This is a genomic window from Labrys methylaminiphilus subsp. lupini (assembly GCF_051161885.1).
Lineage (GTDB): Bacteria > Pseudomonadota > Alphaproteobacteria > Rhizobiales > Labraceae > Labrys.
Window position 1 is genome coordinate 4826434 of sequence record NZ_JBMDIH010000001.1, and the last position, 15328, is coordinate 4841761.

The following is a 15328-nucleotide window of genomic DNA, read 5'->3' on the forward strand; positions in this document are numbered from 1 at the left end:
ATGGCGGTGCGGAGGTGGCGCTTACCCCCTTGATGACGAGGGTAAAGGTTGGCGCTGTTCGTTTAAGTCAGGGTCAGGTCGGCGCGCTCGTCGTCGGCCAGCAGCTTGGCGTCGCTGGTCGCCCAGGTGAGATCGACCGCATCGCCGATGACGAAGGGCCGGCTTTCCAGCGGCGCGCGCACGATCGCGACCGAGCCGTCGGCCAGTACCACTTGGTATTTGGAGCTGGAGCCGAGATAGATCGCTTCGCTGACCTGGCCGGACAGGCTGTTGTGGCCGGCGCTGGCGCCCGTGGCCGCCGGGGCGAGCGAGAGCTTTTCGGGCCGCAGCAGCATCACCGGCTGCCGGCCGTCGGCGAGCCTTTCCTGCGAAACCACCTTCTGCCCGGCAATGGTGAGGCAGGTCTCGCTGCCGGAGGTCTCCACGCTTCCGCGCAGGGTGGTGGATTCGCCGATGAACTTGCCGACGAACAGGGTGGCCGGCTCGTCATAGAGTTCGCGCCCGGTGCCGACCTGCTCGATGCGTCCATGGTTGAACACGGCGATGCGGTCCGACAGCACCAGGGCTTCTTCCTGATCGTGAGTGACATAGACGAAGGTGGTGCCGAGTTCGCGATGGATGCGCTTGATCTCGAGCTGCAGCCATTCGCGCAGCTTCTTGTCGAGCGCGCCGAGCGGCTCGTCCATCAGCAATAGCGGCGGGTCGAACACGATGGCGCGGGCCAGCGCCACGCGCTGCTGCTGGCCGCCGGAAAGTTCGCTGGGATAGCGGTGAGCGAAATCGGCCATCTTGACCATGTCGAGGGCGCGGCGGACACGCGCCTCGCGTTCGCCCTTGGGAACACCGCGCAAGGCGAGGGGGTAGGCGACGTTCTTGCCGACCGTCATATGCGGGAACAGGGCATAGTGCTGGAAGACCACGCCGATATTGCGCTTATGCGCCGGCAAGCCGCTGATGTCCTCGCCGCCGACGGCAAGCGCACCGCTGGAGAGCTCGGTGAACCCGGCCACCACGTTGAGCGTGGTCGTCTTGCCCGAGCCGCTGGGGCCGAGCAGCGTCATGAACTCGCCGGGCTCGATATGGAGGCTGACATCGTCGAGCGCAGTGAAGTTGCCATAATGCTTGCTGGCATTGCGAATATCGATGGCGGCGCCGGCCGCGCCCTGAGGGGAGCCGGCAGGAGTAGCGATGGCGGCTGCGGCGTTGGACATCTCAGCTCCTCTTCGATCGCGCGCCGAGGAGAAGGCCGGCGGCGATCAGCAATGTCGTGGCAAGGAAGACGATGGTTCCCACCGCGGCGACCGTGGGGTCGGCGTCGCGGGTGATGGAGGTGAAGATCTGCACCGGCAGCGTCTTCAGATAGGGATTGGTGATGAACAGCGCGACGATGATCTCGTCGAAGGAGGTCACGAAGGCAAAGAGCAGGCCCGACAGGATGCCGGGCGCGATCAGCGGCAGCGTGATGGTGCGGAAGGTGGTGAAACGGTTGGCGCCGAGGCTGGCTGCCGCCTTTTCGAGCCTGACGTCGAACATTTCGAGACTGGCCGAGACGGCGATCAGCACGAAGGGGATCGCCAGCATGGTGTGGGCGATGACGAAGCCGAGATCCGTGCCGACCAGCTTGTAGGTGAGGTAGACCGAATAGATCCCCACCGCCAGCACCACGCCCGGCACCACCATCGGCGTGATCAGCAGCGCGCGCAGGATGCCTCCCCCTGCATGCTTCATGCGGCTGAGGCCGAGGGCGGCGAGCGTGCCGATCAGCGTGGCGATGATGGCGACGACGGTGGCGATGCGCAGCGAATTGAAGAAGCTGGACGACCAGTCCGGATTGGTGAGGAAATTCTCGTACCACTGCCAGGAGAAGCCCGATGGCGGGAAGGCCAGCGACTTGTTCTGATTGAACGACATTGGAATGATCACCAATGTCGGCAACACCAGCCAGAGCGCGATCAAGAGGCAGAACAGAGCGAGGAAGAGACGCAGCGGTTTCATCGTCAGCTCCTCGAGGCCTGCTTGTGGCGCTGGCGCATCAGTGGGGCGGCGATGGCGAGCAGCAGGAAGGTCGCCACCAGCAGGATCACGCCCATCGCCCCGCCACGGCCCCAGGCCAGCAGGCTCAGCACCTGGTTCTGCACCAAAGTGGAGAGCATGGTGCTGCGCGGCCCGCCCAGCAAAGCCGGGGTGATGTAGAAGCCGAGCGACAGGATGAAGACGATGATGGCGCCGGCGAAGACACCGGGGAGCGACAGGGGCAGGTAGATCTGCCAGAAGGCACGGACCGGGTTGGCGCCGAGGCTGCGCGCCGCCTGGATCAGGCGCAGGTCGATGCTGCGCATCACCGAATAGAGCGGCAGGATCATGAAGGGCAGCAGCACCTGCGCCATGCCGATGACGACGCCGAGCGGGGTGCGGATCAGCTTGATGCCGTCGAGGCCGAGCGCCTGGAGGGCCGTGTTGATCACGCCGGAATCCTGCAGCAGCACGACCCAGGCGAGCGTGCGCACCACGCCGCTGACCCAGAAGGGCACCAGCACGCACAGAATGAGCACCAGCCGCCATTTCGGCCCGACCGCCGTCATCAGATAGGCATAGGGATAGGCCGCGACCACGCAGACCAGGGTGACCCAGGCGGCAATGGAGAAGGTGCGCGCCAGCACGGTCAGGTTCGCCGGGGTGGAAAAGAACCAGACATAGTTCTGCAGGCCCCAGCTCGGCTCGGCAAAGCTGCGCACCACCACCGTCAGCAAGGGATAGCCCATGGCGAGGATCAGCAGCAGCACGGCCGGGACCGTCAGCAACGACGGATAGGCAGAAAGCGGCCTCAACCTGCGTTGCCGGGCGATGGCCATGGAGGATTGCATGGTGTCAGTCACGCGCAAAAGCTCCGCTTTGGCTGGGTATGCCTACAAGGAAGGGCGCGCACACAAGTAGTGTGCGCTGCCTCGCGAAGCGAGGTCGGGAAGGGTGGGGCGGGCAGCACCCCAAGCAAAACAAGATTGCACCACGGGTATGCAGACCTTCAAATGACGCTGCGCTGCCCGCCACACCCCATCCGCCCAAACTCCGTTTGGACACCTTCCCCAGCTTCGTGGGGAAGGCTGGTCGCGCTTCTCTGGGCAGGGTTTAAAGATCCCTTCGCTCAATTGCCTGCCAGCAGCGAGCCCCATTTCTCGTTCAGGGCCTGGAAATTCTCGGTCCAGAAGGCCGTGTTGAAGCCATAGCCCTGCTTGACACGTTCGGGCGTGTTGGTGAGGAAGGCTTGCACCTGCGCGTCGACCTCGGGCTTGGCCTCGTTGTTGACCGGGGAATAGGAGGTCTTCTGGGTCAGGGCCTCCTGCGCGCTCTTGCCGAGATAGGCGTTGATCAGCGCATGGGCGGCGGCGGGATCCTTGACCCCGACCGGGATGGCGAGCTGGTCCTTGACCACCAGCCAGTCCTGCCAGACGGGGGTGTATTTGGCGCCGTTCTTGACGGCGGTCATGGCGCGACCGGTCCACATCAGCAGCATGTCGATCTCGCCGGACTCGGCGAGCTGCTGGGATTCGGCGCCGGTTTTCCAGAACACGGTATCGGGCCCGAGGGCCTTGATCCGGGCGATGGACTTGTCGATATCCTCGGGCGTCATCTTGTCCACGGGATGGCCGTCGGCCAGCAGCGCCTGTTCGAGCAGGCCGACCGGTGGGTCGCCGCTACCATCGATGCCGCGCGTGCCCGGGAAATTCTTGGTGTCGAAGAAGTCCTTCCAGTTCTTGGGCGGATGGTCCTTGAACTTGTCGGTCTTGTACATCAGCACGATGCCGTAATTCATGGCCGGCACGCTGCAGGGACCGACCTGACCGGGCGGAATGTGCGAGACGTCGATCTTGGTGAAGTCGAGCTTCTGGAAGTACTTGCCGCAATAGGCGAAGGGCGCGAGGTCGCCGGTGTCGACGACGTCCCAGGTGACGTTGCCCGATTCGATCTGGGCCTGGAGCTTGGCGAGTTCGGTCGGCCCGTCGTTCAGGAGCTTGACGCCGGACTTTTCGGCGAATTCCTTCAGCGCCGCGTTCTGGCCGTCCTGGTAGATGCCGCCATAGGAGACGAAGGTCAGCGTCTTGTCCTTCAGCGAGCCCTCCCCGATGGTGCCGGCCGGCGGTGCGCTCTGGGCCTGCACGCCCGATGCCGCCAGCAGAGTGAAGGCGGCGCCGGCCAGGCCGGCACAAATCGCTTTGGCGCAAGATAGTCGGGCAAATGCCGTTGCAGTTGTCATCCCATTATCCCTCTGGAGACTCGCTTGTTTGTTGTGGCGACCCGGATGCGAGCGATTTCCGGATCACATATTGGTCGAGATCGGCGGCGCCGCTGGTCGGCGGGGAGATGATCCACACCACCTCGGCCGGTGTGTCGCCGATGTTCGCCGTCTTGTGCGGTGTCGAGGACGAATATTCGATGCTGTCACCCGCCTCGAGGATGAAGCTCTCCTGGCCGAGCGTCAGTTGCAGGCGCCCGCGCAGCACCAGGAACATCTCGTGGGAATTGCCATGGGTATAGGGCAGGTCGCCGGTGGAGCCGCCGACATCGAACTCGCCGGAATAGACTTCGAGGTCACGAAGCGGGCGCCGGGACAGCAAGGTCTTGTGGCAACCGCCGCTGGCCGGCAAGGCCGGACGTTCGGAGCGGGAGACGACCTTGTGCGGCAAAGCCTCGCCCTCGTCGAAGAGGTCGGCGACATTGATGCCGAGGGCGTTGGCGATCCCCATCAGCGTGGAGGTATTGGCGCCGGAAAGGCCACGCTCGAGCTGAGAGAGGAAACTGGCGGTGGTGCCGGTGAGGTCGCCGAGCTCGCGCAGGGTCAGCCGGCGCGCGGTGCGGAAGGCTTTGACGCGCTGGCCCAGGACGCTGGAGCGCCGCGCTTCCAGATTGGGCGCGGCACCGCTGTCGGCATTGTGATCGTCGGCACGCTTCATCAGGGCCTCGGCAGATTCACTTAACAAGGCATAAAGTGAATTGCCGTACTTAACAAGCCTTAAAGTGAATGGTCGAGGCGGGCCTCTGCGGGCCGGTCTGACGGAAAAATCGATGGAACTCGACTTTTGTCATTGCCGGGCTTGTCCCGGCAATCCAGGACCGCGGCGGTGGCTGAATGCCCGGGACAAGCCCGGGCATGACAAAACCGAGCTTTTCTCGGCCTCGTTGCGACTATCGCGTCAGTCTCTTCAAACCGGCCCGGAACCGTCATGCGTGCCACTGAACATGCCGACTTTGCTCCATCAAGTCTCGGCGCCTTACTGGCCGAGCTTGATCACTTCCGCCTTGCCGGGTTCGGTGAGAATGTGGTCGAGCGCCGGGGGCTTGTCGCTGTGCAGGAGATCGCTGGTGGGTGCGCCCGTCTTGATGAAGGCCTCGATGTCGGCGGCGACGGCATCCGGCGCCCCCCATTGCACATTATGGCCGATATCGCTGACCTGCGCCCCGGAAGCCGGCAGGGGAATCACGCCATAGCGCTTCCAGTAGGCGGGGATGCCCTTGGCCTTGGCTGCTTCGCCGAGGGATTGCTTCAGCCAGGCCTGGTCGGCCTCCAGGAAGATGCTGTCCTGCGTCGCCCAGAGCACCAGCACGGGTACGGAGAAGCTTTTCAGCCGTTCGGTGTTGTCGGTGGCCAGCAGCGCCTTGCTGGCGCCGATCCAGGTGCCGAGCCGGACATTGGCGGTCTCCGGCACATAGGGCTTGAGGAAAGCGGGATCGGCCGCCGGATCGACCACCCAGTTCTTGGCGATCCAGTCCTCGGCCTTGGGATCGGCCTTCAGCGGGGTGAGCATGTAGAAGCCGGCGGGATATTTCCAGCCCTTGGCCTCCAGGGCCTTCTTCCAGGAGCCCTCCACCGGCTCCTTGAGCACGTAGTCGCGCAGGGCGACATTGTCGACGCCCTTGGTGGAGCTCGCCACCAGCACGGCGCGCTCGACCAGCTCGGGGTGCTCCAGGGCGACTTCCTGGGTGACGAAACTGCCGAGCGAATGGCCGGCCAGCGTCGCCTTGGCGATCTTCTTGGCCTTCATGAAGGCGACGATGTCGCCGGCGAAATCGCTGGTCCGGAAGCATTTTTCCGGCGCGGGCGAACAGGTGGTGCGGGGTGGCATCGAGGTCTGGCCGTGGCCGCGCAGGTCCATGGCAAGGATATGCAGGCCGGGGTCGCGCTTGTGCAGCGCCGCCATCGTGGTCGACCAGGAGCGGATATTGTCGGTGAGGCCGTGGATGAGGAGTACCGCCGGCCCGTCCTTCGGCCCGGTCTCGACATAGGCCATGGTGATGCCGCCGGGCAGCTTCACCTTGCAGCGCCCGGCTGCCAGATCCTCGCAGCCCTTGGCGCTGGCGGGCGCAACGGCGCCCATCGCGAGGCCGAGGGCCAGGGGCAGAGCGAGCGTGGCCACGCGGGTGAGACGGACGAAAGGGTTCAGCATGCGGTTCCTCCTCCGGCAGGATTTTGGAGGGAACTATAGCGCTGGAAGATTGCCGGGCAATTGCCCGATGGCGACATCCAGCGACTCCTGGGAGCGCGGACATCCTGTCCGCTCTTGGAAGCGCCGAGCTTGCGAAAAGAAGAGCGGACATCGCGACATGCAAGCATGTCACTGTGAGGTCCGCGCTCCCAAGTAACAACCTCGTGGCCTCACGCAGCCGGCACGCCGGTCGCCGGAATCGCCCCGCCGGTGACCACACCGCCCTCCGGCGAGAGCAAGAAGGCGATCAATCGTGCGATCGCTTCCGGTGCCACCCAGGTGCTGGTATCGGCCTTGGGCATGGCCGCACGGTTCGGCGGCGTGTCGATCACCCCGGGCAGCACGCAATTGGCGCTGATGCCGTCCTTGCGATATTCCTCGGCAATGGCCTCGGTGAGCCGGAGCAGCGCCGCCTTGGAGGCGGCATAGGCGGCCATCCCGGCCGAGGCCTTCTGCCCGGCCAGCGCCGCCACATGCACGATGCGGCCATGGCGCGCGGCCTGCATCGCCGGCAGCACTGCGGCGCTGATGGCGAGCGCCGTGCGGGCATTGCCGGTGAGCATCGCATCCCATTGCGCAAGGGCCTTGGCGATCGGCGCCATCATGAAGCCGCCCACGGTGTTGGCCAGCCCCCCCACCGCCCCGAACCGCTCGACGGCCTTGGCCACCGCCGCTTCGCAGGCCTCCTGCGAGGTCATGTCCGTCCCGGCGATCGGCAGCACCTGGGTGTCCGAGGGCAGCGAGGCGACCAGCGCCTCGAGCTTCTCCGCCGAGCGTTCCATCAGGACCAGCGGGGCGCTGCCCTTGGCAAGCTCGCGCACCACCGCAGCCCCGAGATTGCCGGCGGCGCCGGTGACGATGATGGCGGGGGACGAGGACATGGTGGGCACTCCCTGGTGTGATTGGACCGGGAGAGTGTCACGGGCGGGAGCGGGAGGGAAGGGTGAGGATTGCGGCGCGCGCAACTGATCGCAGCGGCACACCCGTCAGCATAAAGCGGAAGTGGTGCCCCTAGCCGGAATCGAACCAGCACTCCTTGCGGAATCCGATTTTGAGTCGGACGCGTCTACCAGTTCCGCCATAGGGGCAACGCGGGCGGCACTATAGCGAGGGATGGGGCGGCGTCAATCCGCGATTGCGGGCTTTTTCCGGGTGCACGGGCGTCGCGCCCGTTCTTGGAAGCGCCGAGCATGTTGAGAAGAAAGAACGGACGCGACGCCCGTGCACCCGGGATCACCCGCTCGCCAGGCCGTGGATGTTGCCGTCGGGGTCGCGGAACCAGGCGAGTTCGAGGTCGCCGGTGCGGTGGATGTCCCCCTCCAGCGTGGTGCCGGGGATCTCGTAATGCTCGAAGGCGACGCCCTTGGCCTTGAGCGCCTCGACCAGGCGGATCATGTCGTCGCCCACCACCCAGGTCACGGCGGTGGCGTGGTTGGTGCCGGCATTGGCCGAGGCGTAGACCAGCACGATCGAGGGGCCGGCCTTGTAGGCGATGGCGCTGCCGGCGTGCTCGAAGGCGATCTCCAGCCCCACCAGCTCCTCGTAGAAACGCCGGGCCGTGGCGAGATCGCGCACGGGCAAAGTGGCGACGGCGAGCTTGTCTCCCAGCATGGCGATGCCTCCGGATCGTTCCTCTTGCCGGCCCGTACCGCTCGGCGTCGAAAACCGGCGCAGCCGTCCCGCGCAAGGACTGCCCGATCAGAATAAGCCCGGCCGGGCGCGTTGGCACGCGCTTTCCTGCGGAAACGCTTCGCGATTTGGTGCAATCGCCGGGAAGCGCAAAGGCCCCAGGCAATCCGCTGGATCGGTTGGGAAACGGGGAGCTGGAGCAAAACGACTGCCCAGCTGTGAACGTGCTTTGCTCGAGGTGAACACGATGTCATCTTGCCGAATCAGCTGCATTTCCGCCGCATTGGCTCCTAATCCTCGCGGGCTGGCGGGCGCTGCCCGCAAGCCGTGCTGCAATCGAGGGGCGTCGCCCCGGCCGCCCCCGTCTCCCTGCCCATGGCGAGGGAAACCAACGGAGATCCCATGCACCCCGTCCGTTCCCCTCTCGCCTCGGCCGCCTTTGCCGTCCTCATGAGCCTGACTGTCTTCGCGCCCTGGCAGGCTTCGGCGGAGGAGGCCGCCAAACCGGCCGAAGCGCCTGCCGGGGCGACGGCGAGCTCGACACCACCCTGGCGCATCGGCATCTCCCTGCTGGGCGAGCCCAAGCACAGGCAAGCTTTCGATCATTTCGACTATGTCAATCCCGATGCGCCCAAGGGCGGCCGGGTGCGGCTGGCGATCAGCGGCACCTTCGACAATTTCAATATCGCGCTGATGGCGATCAACGGCGTCTCCGTGAAGGGCAACATCGAGGCCGGCATCACCAATGTCTACCAGAACCTGATGACATCAGCGCAGGACGAAGCGTCCACCGAATATGGCGAGATCGCCGATGCCGTGCGCTTTCCCGACGACATCTCCTCGGTGACCTTCCGCATCAACCCCAAGGCGCGCTGGAACGACGGCACCAAGCTGACGCCGGAGGACGTGGTCTGGTCCTTCGAGGTGCAGAAGGCCAACAACCTGCAGACCGCGCAATATTATCACGACGTCACCAAGGCCGAGGTCAGCGCGCCCGACCAGGTGACGTTCTCCTTCTCGACCAAGGGCAATCGCGAGCTGCCGCAGATCCTCGGCCAGCTCTATGTCATGCCCAAACATTGGTGGCTGGCCAACGGGCCCGACGGCAAGCCGCGCAACGTCGCCAACACCACGCTCGAGCCGCCGCTCGGCTCCGGCCCCTACCGTCTCAAGAGCTTCGAGGCCGGGCGCGGGGCCGTCTATGAGCGGGTCAAGGATTGGTGGGGTGTCGACCTGCCCACCGCCAAGGGCCACTATAATTTCGACGAGATCCGCTACGACTACTACACCAACACCCAGCAACTTCCGGAACTGTTCAAGAGCGATTCCTACGACTTCCGCCTGGAGAACGTCATCGCCAACTGGATGACGCTCTACAACATCCCGGCGGTGACGGAAGGGCGCATCGTCAAGCAGGATTTCCCCTCAAACACATCCGGCCGGATGCAGGCCTTTGCCTTCAACCTGAGGCGGGCGAAGTTCGAGGATGTCAGGGTGCGCAAGGCCTTCAACCTGGTCTTCGATTTCGAGACGTTGAACCGTACGATCTTCTTCAACCAGTATAAGCGCATCGGCTCCTATTTCGCCGGTCTCGACGAACTCGCCTCCACGGGGCTGCCGCAGGGCCAGGAGCGCGACGTCCTCGAAACGCTCAAGGACAAGCTGCCGCCGCAAGTGTTCACCACGCCCTATGCCAATCCCGTCAATGGCAGCGACGAAGCTCAGCGCGCCAATATCCGCGCAGCCATCGGCCTGCTGAAGGAGGCCGGCTGGGAGTTCAAGGATCGCAAGCTCACCAACACCAGGAACGGCGAGGTGATGAAAGTAGAGATCCTGCTCTCCAGCGATACGTTCACCAAGATCGCCTTGCCCTATGTCGAGAATCTCAAGCGCATCGGCATCGAGGCCTCGGTGCGTGTGGTCGACGACACCCAGTTCAACCAGCGCGAGAACAACCGCGACTTCGACATGATCCTGTTCGGCGTGGGCCAGACCCAGTCGCCCGGCAATGAGCAACGCGATTATTGGGGCTCGGCTGCCGCCGACAAGCCGACTTCGCGCAATATCATCGGCATCAAGGATCCGGCGGTGGACGCACTGACCGAGCGCATCGTCTATGCCAAGGACCGGGCCGAACTGGTCGCCACCACCAAGGCGCTGGACCGGGTGCTGCTCGCCGGAAACTATGTGGTACCGATGTGGTACAACGATGTATGGCACACTTTGCGCTGGAACCGCTTCGGCCAGCCGGCTGTACTGCCCACGCAGAGCCCGACCGGCGGCTTTCCCACCGTCTGGTGGTATGACGAGGCCCTGGCCGCCAAGACCGGAGCGGCGAAGTAGCGTCGACGTGTTGCGGGTGCACGGGCATCTTGCCCATTCTTGAACCGCCGCACTGGCAGGATAGGAAGAACGGGCAAGATGCCCGTGCACCCGAACTATCCGTCTGTCCCCCCGCAAGGACCCCGCCCATGGCCGAACTCGATCGCCGCACGCTCCTGAAGACCGGCTTCCTCGGCGCAGCCTGTGCGCTCCTGCCGGTGGGCGCGCGGGGACAGGAGGTCGAGAGCCATGGCCTGTCGACCTTCGGCGATCTCAAATACGGACCTGATTTCAAGAAATTCGACTATGTGCGCGCGGACGCGCCCAAGGGCGGCGCCTTCTCGCAGCTGGTCTACCAGACCGGCTACAACCAGTCCTTCAACTCGTTCGACAGCCTGCACATCTACGTCCTCAAGGGCACGGGCGCGGTGGGGATGGACCTTACCTTCGCCTCGCTGATGGCGCGGGCCGTGGACGAGCCGGATGCGATGTATGGCTATGCCGCCCGATCGGTGGCCGTCTCGGCTGACAGGCAGAGCTATCGCTTCCGCCTGCGCCCCGGCCTCAGCTTCCATGACGGCTCCGCGCTGACGGCGGAGGACTGTGCCTGGTCCTTCAACATTCTGAAGGAGAAGGGACATCCCTTCATCGCCGAGCCGCTACGCTTCTTCAAGGAGGCAGTGGCGGAGGCTCCCGACGTGGTGCGCGTCACGCTGCTGCCCGGGCGCGGGCGCTCGCTTCCCCTGATCGTCGCCGCCCTGCCGATCTTTTCGAAAGCCTGGTGGTCCAAGCGCGATTTCGTCAAGTCCACGCTGGAAGCACCGCTCGGCAGCGGGCCCTACAAGGTGGGCAAGGTCAATGTAGGCGATGCGATCAGCTATGAACGCGTGCCGAACTGGTGGGGCGAGAGGTTGCCGACCCAGATCGGCACCAACAATTTCGATCGCCTGACCTGGCAATATTACCGCGATCCTTCGGTGGCCTTCATTGCGTTCGGTGCCGGCAATTTCCGCTTCCGCGAGGAGCCGAGCTCCGAGAACTGGGCCAAGGGCTATGATATTCCGCCTGTGCGCGACGGCCGCATCCGGCGTGAAACGGTGCCCGACCACACGCCCTCGGGCGCCCAGGGTTGGCACTTCAACACGCGGCGCGCCAAGTTTTCCGATCCTCGCGTGCGTAAGGCTCTCGGTTTCGTCTTCGATTTCGAATGGGTGAACCGAAATGTGATGTACGCGTCCTACCGGCGCACGGCCTCGATCTTCGAAAATTCGCCACTGAAGGCCGAAGGCAAGCCCGGGCCGGATGAACTCGCCCTGCTGGAACCTCATCGCGGCAAGGTGCCCGATGCCGTCTTCGGCGAAGCCCTGCTGCCGCCGGTCTCGGACGGGACCGGCTTCGATCGGGCCAATCTGCGAACGGCGCTGGGGCTCCTCGCGGACGCCGGCTGGACCCTCGACAACCGCGTTCTCAAGAACGCCAAGGGCGAAGCCTTCACCATCGAGTTCCTGGAGGAGAGCGACTTCCTCTACAAGGTCACGGCCCCCTTCATCCAGAATCTGGGCCGGCTCGGCATCGCGGCGAGTTTCCGCGCCGTCGATTCCTCGCAATATCAGCGCCGTACCGATGCGTTCGACTATGACATCATTTCCCGCCGCACGTCCTTCGGCCTGACCCCGGGCGAAGACATGCGTGGGCCCTTCGCCAGCCGGACGGCCGGTATCCCTGGCTCGACCAACATTTCCGGCATTGTCGATCCGGCAATCGACGCGCTGATCGATGCCATCGTCGCCGCCAACAGCCGGGTCGCGCTCGTCGCGGCGTGCCGCGCTTTCGATCGCGTGCTGCGCTCGGGCTATTATTGGGTGCCGATGTGGACCCGCCCGAACCACTGGCTGGCCTATTGGGACGAGTTCGAGCACGGCGATCCCGGCGTAATCTACGACCGCGGCATCCCGGATCTGTGGTGGTCGAAGAAAAAGGGATAGCAGTGCACCGGTCGGCTGAGGAGCATTGCGGGCGTAGCGAAGCAATCCAGAGGCCGCGAGTGATATGTTTGAACGTCTGGATTGCTTCGCCACGCTCGCAAAGACGGTCCAACTTTCGGCAGGATGCGTCCGGGTTGCTCTTGCACAAAACAAAAACGCCGGCCCGTTGCCAGGCCGGCGTCGAAATCCGTCAGATGCGTCGAACTTACTTCTTGTGATCGACGCGCTCGGCGATGCGGGCAGACTTGCCGCGGCGATCGCGCAGGTAATACAGCTTGGCGCGACGGACCTTGCCGCGGCGGACCAGCTTGATGGAATCGATCATCGGCGAGTAGAGCGGGAACACGCGCTCGACACCTTCGCCATAGGAAATCTTGCGGACGGTGAAGCTCTCCTGCAGGCCGCCGCCATTGCGGGCGATGCAGACGCCTTCATAGGCCTGAACGCGGGAGCGCTCGCCTTCCTTCACCTTGACGTTCACGATCACCGTGTCGCCGGGCTGAAATTCAGGAATGTCCTTGCCAGCCGACAGGCGGGCAACTTCTTCCTGCTCGATAGTCTGAATCAGGTTCATGATCATGTCTCCGCGCGTACCCGAAGGACGCATCTTGCTCTTGCTTTAAGTGGAGGCGTGCCAATACGCCATTACGGAAGGCGAGTCCACCGAATTCGGTGAAGAGATGTCACCCCTGGGACCGCGCATCTATTTCCTCTTTTTCGGCGGCGGCTGTCGCGCCTCATAGGCCGCCCACAGGTCCGGCCGGCGCGCACGCGTCAGTGCCTCCGCCTCGCCCCGCCGCCAGGCCGCGATGTTCTTGTGGTGACCCGAGCGCAGGATGTCCGGGATTTCGCGATCCTCGAAGAGGGCGGGCCTGGTGTAATGCGGGTATTCGAGCAGGCCGTTCTCGAAGCTCTCCTCGTCGCCGGAGGTGGCGCCGCCCATCACACCGGGCAGCAGCCTGACGCAGGCATCGATCAGCACCATGGCGCCGAGCTCGCCGCCCGACAGCACATAGTCGCCGATCGAAACCTCGGTGAGGCCGCGCGCCTCGATCACGCGCTGGTCGACGCCTTCGAAGCGCCCGCACACGATCACGGCGCCATCTCCCGCCGCCAGCGCCCGCACATGGGCTTGTTGCAGCGGCAGGCCGCGCGGCGACATCAACAGGCGCGGGCGACCGTCATCGCCGAGAGCATCGATGGCGTCAGCCAGCACGTCGGCGCGGATGACCATGCCCGGGCCGCCGCCGGCTGGCGTGTCGTCGACCGAGCGATGGCGGCCCTGGCCGAAATCGCGGATATTGCGTGTTTCCAGCGCCCAGGTGCCGGTGGCCAGGGCTTCGCCCGACAACGAGACGCCGAGCGGCCCGGGGAACATCTCCGGATAGAGGGTGAGGATCGAGGCACGCCACACGGGACGAATGCTCAGAAACCCAAGAGGCCCTTCAGCCTCTCATCCGTGAAGTCCTTGATCGAAAACACGGTGTTCGGGCCGTCCAGCGCCGCATCGTCGAGCATGGTCTTCACGCCCACGGCGCGCATGCCGGCATTGCGGGCGGCCTCGATGCCAAGCGGTGCGTCCTCGAACACCACGCATTGGCTGGGTGCCAGGCCCATCGCCTCGGCGGCGGCAAGGAAGAGGTCGGGATGGGGCTTGCCGCGATAGCCCATGGAAGGGGAGACCACGGTGACGAAATGGCGGCGCAAATCGAGGCCGTCGAGCACCAGAGCGGCATTTTCGGGCGTGGCCGCGGTGGCGACCGACATCTTCTGCCCGCGAGCCTCGCAGGCTGATATCAAAGCTGCCAAGCCTGGCATCGGTACCATCTGGTTGCGATAGATCTCGCGGTAGATCGCTTCCTTTTCCAGCCCCAGCGTGTCGAGCTCGTGCTCGCTCGCGTCGGGCTTGACCATCCCAACCACTTCGCGATTGGCGCGGCCGGCGGTGTCGCGGAAGAAGCGCTCGCGATCGAAGGGCAGGCCATGGTGCTGATGCCAGGCTTCCCAGGCATCATTGTGCACATGCATGTTGTCGACCAGCGTGCCGTCCATGTCGAAGATCAGGCCGGCGACCGGCGTGCCGGCCAAATGCCTGAAATCGCCTTGCAGGCTGCCGGTGGAAATAGAATCAGCGCTCATCGTCACCTGTCTCCTCGGCCTCATCGGCCGCGCCAGTTTCCTCAGGCAGCACGACGACAATATGTCCGGCCTTGATGTCGACCTCGGGTACGACGGCCTTGGTGAAGGACAGCAGCAGGGGCTTGGCCCCTCCAAGCGCTCCTTTGGCGCTGTCTGGCGCCCCCTTGGCGCTGCCTTGCGTCCCTTTGGCGCCATCGGGCGTCACCTCGATGATGTCGCCGGCGCCGAAATCGAACAGGCCTGTGACCGTGCCGATCCTGCTGCCGTCCTCGCCGCGCGCAACAAGGCCGATAAGGTCGGCGTGGAAGAATTCGTCTTCGTCCTCGGGGGTGCCCAGCACGGCGCGCTCGACGAAAAGCTGAAGATTGACGAGTTGTTCGGCAGCGGTGCGGTCGCCGACGCCTTCAACCCGGGCGATCAGCACATCCTTGGCCTGGCGCAGGCTGGCCAGCTTGATCTGGCGGCCTGATTTGGTGAGGAGCGGCGCGTAATTGGCGATGGCCAGCGGCTCCTCGGTATAGGATTTCAGCCGGATCTCGCCCTTGAGGCCATGGGCTGCGCCGAAAACGCCGAGGACAACGAGGTTTTGCGAGGCAGGGGGCATGGGGACCTTGTAATAAAGGGCACGGGAGCCTCCCCCCGAAGCTGGAGGAGGTGTCGCGACGAAGTCGTGACGGAGGGGGTGCAGCCAGAATAGAGCACGAGAACCGCAGACCCAAAGTCCCGTTTCATGTGCTCTATTCTGGCTGCACCCCTTCCGAGCTTGCTGCCCAA

Annotated in this window: 14 protein-coding genes and 1 tRNA gene; 2 read left to right on the top strand and 13 right to left on the bottom strand. The window is 64.7% G+C overall.

Features of this window, described 5'->3' with window-relative positions:
* Positions 1 to 62 precede the first annotated feature (62 nt).
* The 9 genes from ACN6KF_RS22685 to ACN6KF_RS22725 all read right to left on the bottom strand — a co-directional run bounded on the left by ACN6KF_RS22685 (position 63) and on the right by ACN6KF_RS22725 (position 8090).
* Complete coding sequence (locus ACN6KF_RS22685) at positions 63 to 1211, bottom strand: ABC transporter ATP-binding protein (protein WP_434959020.1); 1149 nt, start codon at positions 1209 to 1211, stop codon at positions 63 to 65.
* A gap of 1 nt (position 1212) precedes the next feature.
* A complete protein-coding gene (locus tag ACN6KF_RS22690) occupies positions 1213 to 2001 on the bottom strand; it encodes an ABC transporter permease (protein ID WP_149255407.1) in 789 nt (262 codons plus the stop codon).
* Complete coding sequence (locus ACN6KF_RS22695; RefSeq protein WP_434959746.1) at positions 1998 to 2852, bottom strand: ABC transporter permease; 855 nt, start codon at positions 2850 to 2852, stop codon at positions 1998 to 2000. Before ACN6KF_RS22695 ends, ACN6KF_RS22690 begins: the two co-directional genes overlap by 4 nt.
* A gap of 290 nt (positions 2853 to 3142) precedes the next feature.
* Positions 3143 to 4252 carry an extracellular solute-binding protein gene (locus ACN6KF_RS22700; protein ID WP_434959021.1) on the bottom strand — a complete coding sequence of 370 codons (1110 nt, stop codon included), beginning with the start codon at positions 4250 to 4252 and terminating at the stop codon, positions 3143 to 3145.
* A gap of 4 nt (positions 4253 to 4256) precedes the next feature.
* Positions 4257 to 4949, bottom strand: a complete 693-nt coding sequence (locus ACN6KF_RS22705) for a helix-turn-helix domain-containing protein (RefSeq protein ID WP_434959022.1) — start codon at positions 4947 to 4949, stop codon at positions 4257 to 4259.
* A 318-nt stretch (positions 4950 to 5267) separates the two neighbouring features.
* Entirely contained in the window at positions 5268 to 6440 is a 1173-nt protein-coding gene (locus ACN6KF_RS22710; RefSeq protein ID WP_434959023.1) for an alpha/beta fold hydrolase, read from the bottom strand.
* 209 nt (positions 6441 to 6649) lie between these two features.
* On the bottom strand, positions 6650 to 7360 hold the full coding sequence (locus tag ACN6KF_RS22715; protein WP_434959024.1) for an SDR family NAD(P)-dependent oxidoreductase: 711 nt from the start codon (positions 7358 to 7360) through the stop codon (positions 6650 to 6652).
* Between the two features lie 122 nt (positions 7361 to 7482).
* A tRNA-Leu gene (locus tag ACN6KF_RS22720) sits at positions 7483 to 7567 on the bottom strand.
* A 145-nt stretch (positions 7568 to 7712) separates the two neighbouring features.
* Positions 7713 to 8090, bottom strand: a complete 378-nt coding sequence (locus ACN6KF_RS22725; RefSeq protein ID WP_434959025.1) for a VOC family protein — start codon at positions 8088 to 8090, stop codon at positions 7713 to 7715.
* 420 nt (positions 8091 to 8510) lie between these two features.
* On the opposite strand from ACN6KF_RS22725, the gene ACN6KF_RS22730 reads away from it, so the two are divergent.
* Positions 8511 to 10451: an extracellular solute-binding protein gene (locus tag ACN6KF_RS22730; protein ID WP_434959026.1), complete on the top strand. Its 1941-nt coding sequence runs from the start codon at positions 8511 to 8513 to the stop codon at positions 10449 to 10451.
* Between the two features lie 128 nt (positions 10452 to 10579).
* Entirely contained in the window at positions 10580 to 12415 is a 1836-nt protein-coding gene (locus ACN6KF_RS22735) for an extracellular solute-binding protein (protein WP_434959027.1), read from the top strand.
* Positions 12416 to 12620: 205 nt separating this feature from the next.
* On the opposite strand, the gene rplS is transcribed toward ACN6KF_RS22735, so the two are convergent.
* The 4 genes from rplS to rimM form a co-directional block, all read right to left on the bottom strand.
* Positions 12621 to 12989, bottom strand: a complete 369-nt coding sequence (rplS, locus tag ACN6KF_RS22740) for a 50S ribosomal protein L19 (protein WP_434959028.1) — start codon at positions 12987 to 12989, stop codon at positions 12621 to 12623.
* Positions 12990 to 13118: 129 nt separating this feature from the next.
* Positions 13119 to 13829, bottom strand: a complete 711-nt coding sequence (gene trmD / locus ACN6KF_RS22745) for a tRNA (guanosine(37)-N1)-methyltransferase TrmD (RefSeq protein ID WP_434959029.1) — start codon at positions 13827 to 13829, stop codon at positions 13119 to 13121.
* Between the two features lie 11 nt (positions 13830 to 13840).
* Entirely contained in the window at positions 13841 to 14554 is a 714-nt protein-coding gene (locus ACN6KF_RS22750; protein WP_434959030.1) for an HAD family hydrolase, read from the bottom strand.
* Positions 14544 to 15158 carry a ribosome maturation factor RimM gene (gene rimM / locus ACN6KF_RS22755; RefSeq protein WP_434959031.1) on the bottom strand — a complete coding sequence of 205 codons (615 nt, stop codon included), beginning with the start codon at positions 15156 to 15158 and terminating at the stop codon, positions 14544 to 14546. The genes ACN6KF_RS22750 and rimM overlap by 11 nt, the downstream gene beginning before the upstream one ends.
* Between the last annotated feature and the right edge of the window lie 170 nt (positions 15159 to 15328).

What these genes read in the sequence shown, in the direction of transcription:
- ACN6KF_RS22705 (WP_434959022.1), bottom strand. Translation starts at nt 4,949, where the DNA reads ATGAAGCGTGCCGACGATCACAATGCCGACAGCGGTGCCGCGCCCAAT.
- ACN6KF_RS22710 (WP_434959023.1), bottom strand. Translation starts at nt 6,440, where the DNA reads ATGCTGAACCCTTTCGTCCGTCTCACCCGCGTGGCCACGCTCGCTCTG.
- ACN6KF_RS22735 (WP_434959027.1), top strand. Translation starts at nt 10,580, where the DNA reads ATGGCCGAACTCGATCGCCGCACGCTCCTGAAGACCGGCTTCCTCGGC.
- ACN6KF_RS22730 (WP_434959026.1), top strand. Translation starts at nt 8,511, where the DNA reads ATGCACCCCGTCCGTTCCCCTCTCGCCTCGGCCGCCTTTGCCGTCCTC.
- ACN6KF_RS22700 (WP_434959021.1), bottom strand. Translation starts at nt 4,252, where the DNA reads ATGACAACTGCAACGGCATTTGCCCGACTATCTTGCGCCAAAGCGATT.
- rplS (WP_434959028.1), bottom strand. Translation starts at nt 12,989, where the DNA reads ATGAACCTGATTCAGACTATCGAGCAGGAAGAAGTTGCCCGCCTGTCG.
- rimM (WP_434959031.1), bottom strand. Translation starts at nt 15,158, where the DNA reads ATGCCCCCTGCCTCGCAAAACCTCGTTGTCCTCGGCGTTTTCGGCGCA.
- ACN6KF_RS22725 (WP_434959025.1), bottom strand. Translation starts at nt 8,090, where the DNA reads ATGCTGGGAGACAAGCTCGCCGTCGCCACTTTGCCCGTGCGCGATCTC.
- ACN6KF_RS22750 (WP_434959030.1), bottom strand. Translation starts at nt 14,554, where the DNA reads ATGAGCGCTGATTCTATTTCCACCGGCAGCCTGCAAGGCGATTTCAGG.
- ACN6KF_RS22685 (WP_434959020.1), bottom strand. Translation starts at nt 1,211, where the DNA reads ATGTCCAACGCCGCAGCCGCCATCGCTACTCCTGCCGGCTCCCCTCAG.
- ACN6KF_RS22695 (WP_434959746.1), bottom strand. Translation starts at nt 2,852, where the DNA reads ATGGCCATCGCCCGGCAACGCAGGTTGAGGCCGCTTTCTGCCTATCCG.
- ACN6KF_RS22715 (WP_434959024.1), bottom strand. Translation starts at nt 7,360, where the DNA reads ATGTCCTCGTCCCCCGCCATCATCGTCACCGGCGCCGCCGGCAATCTC.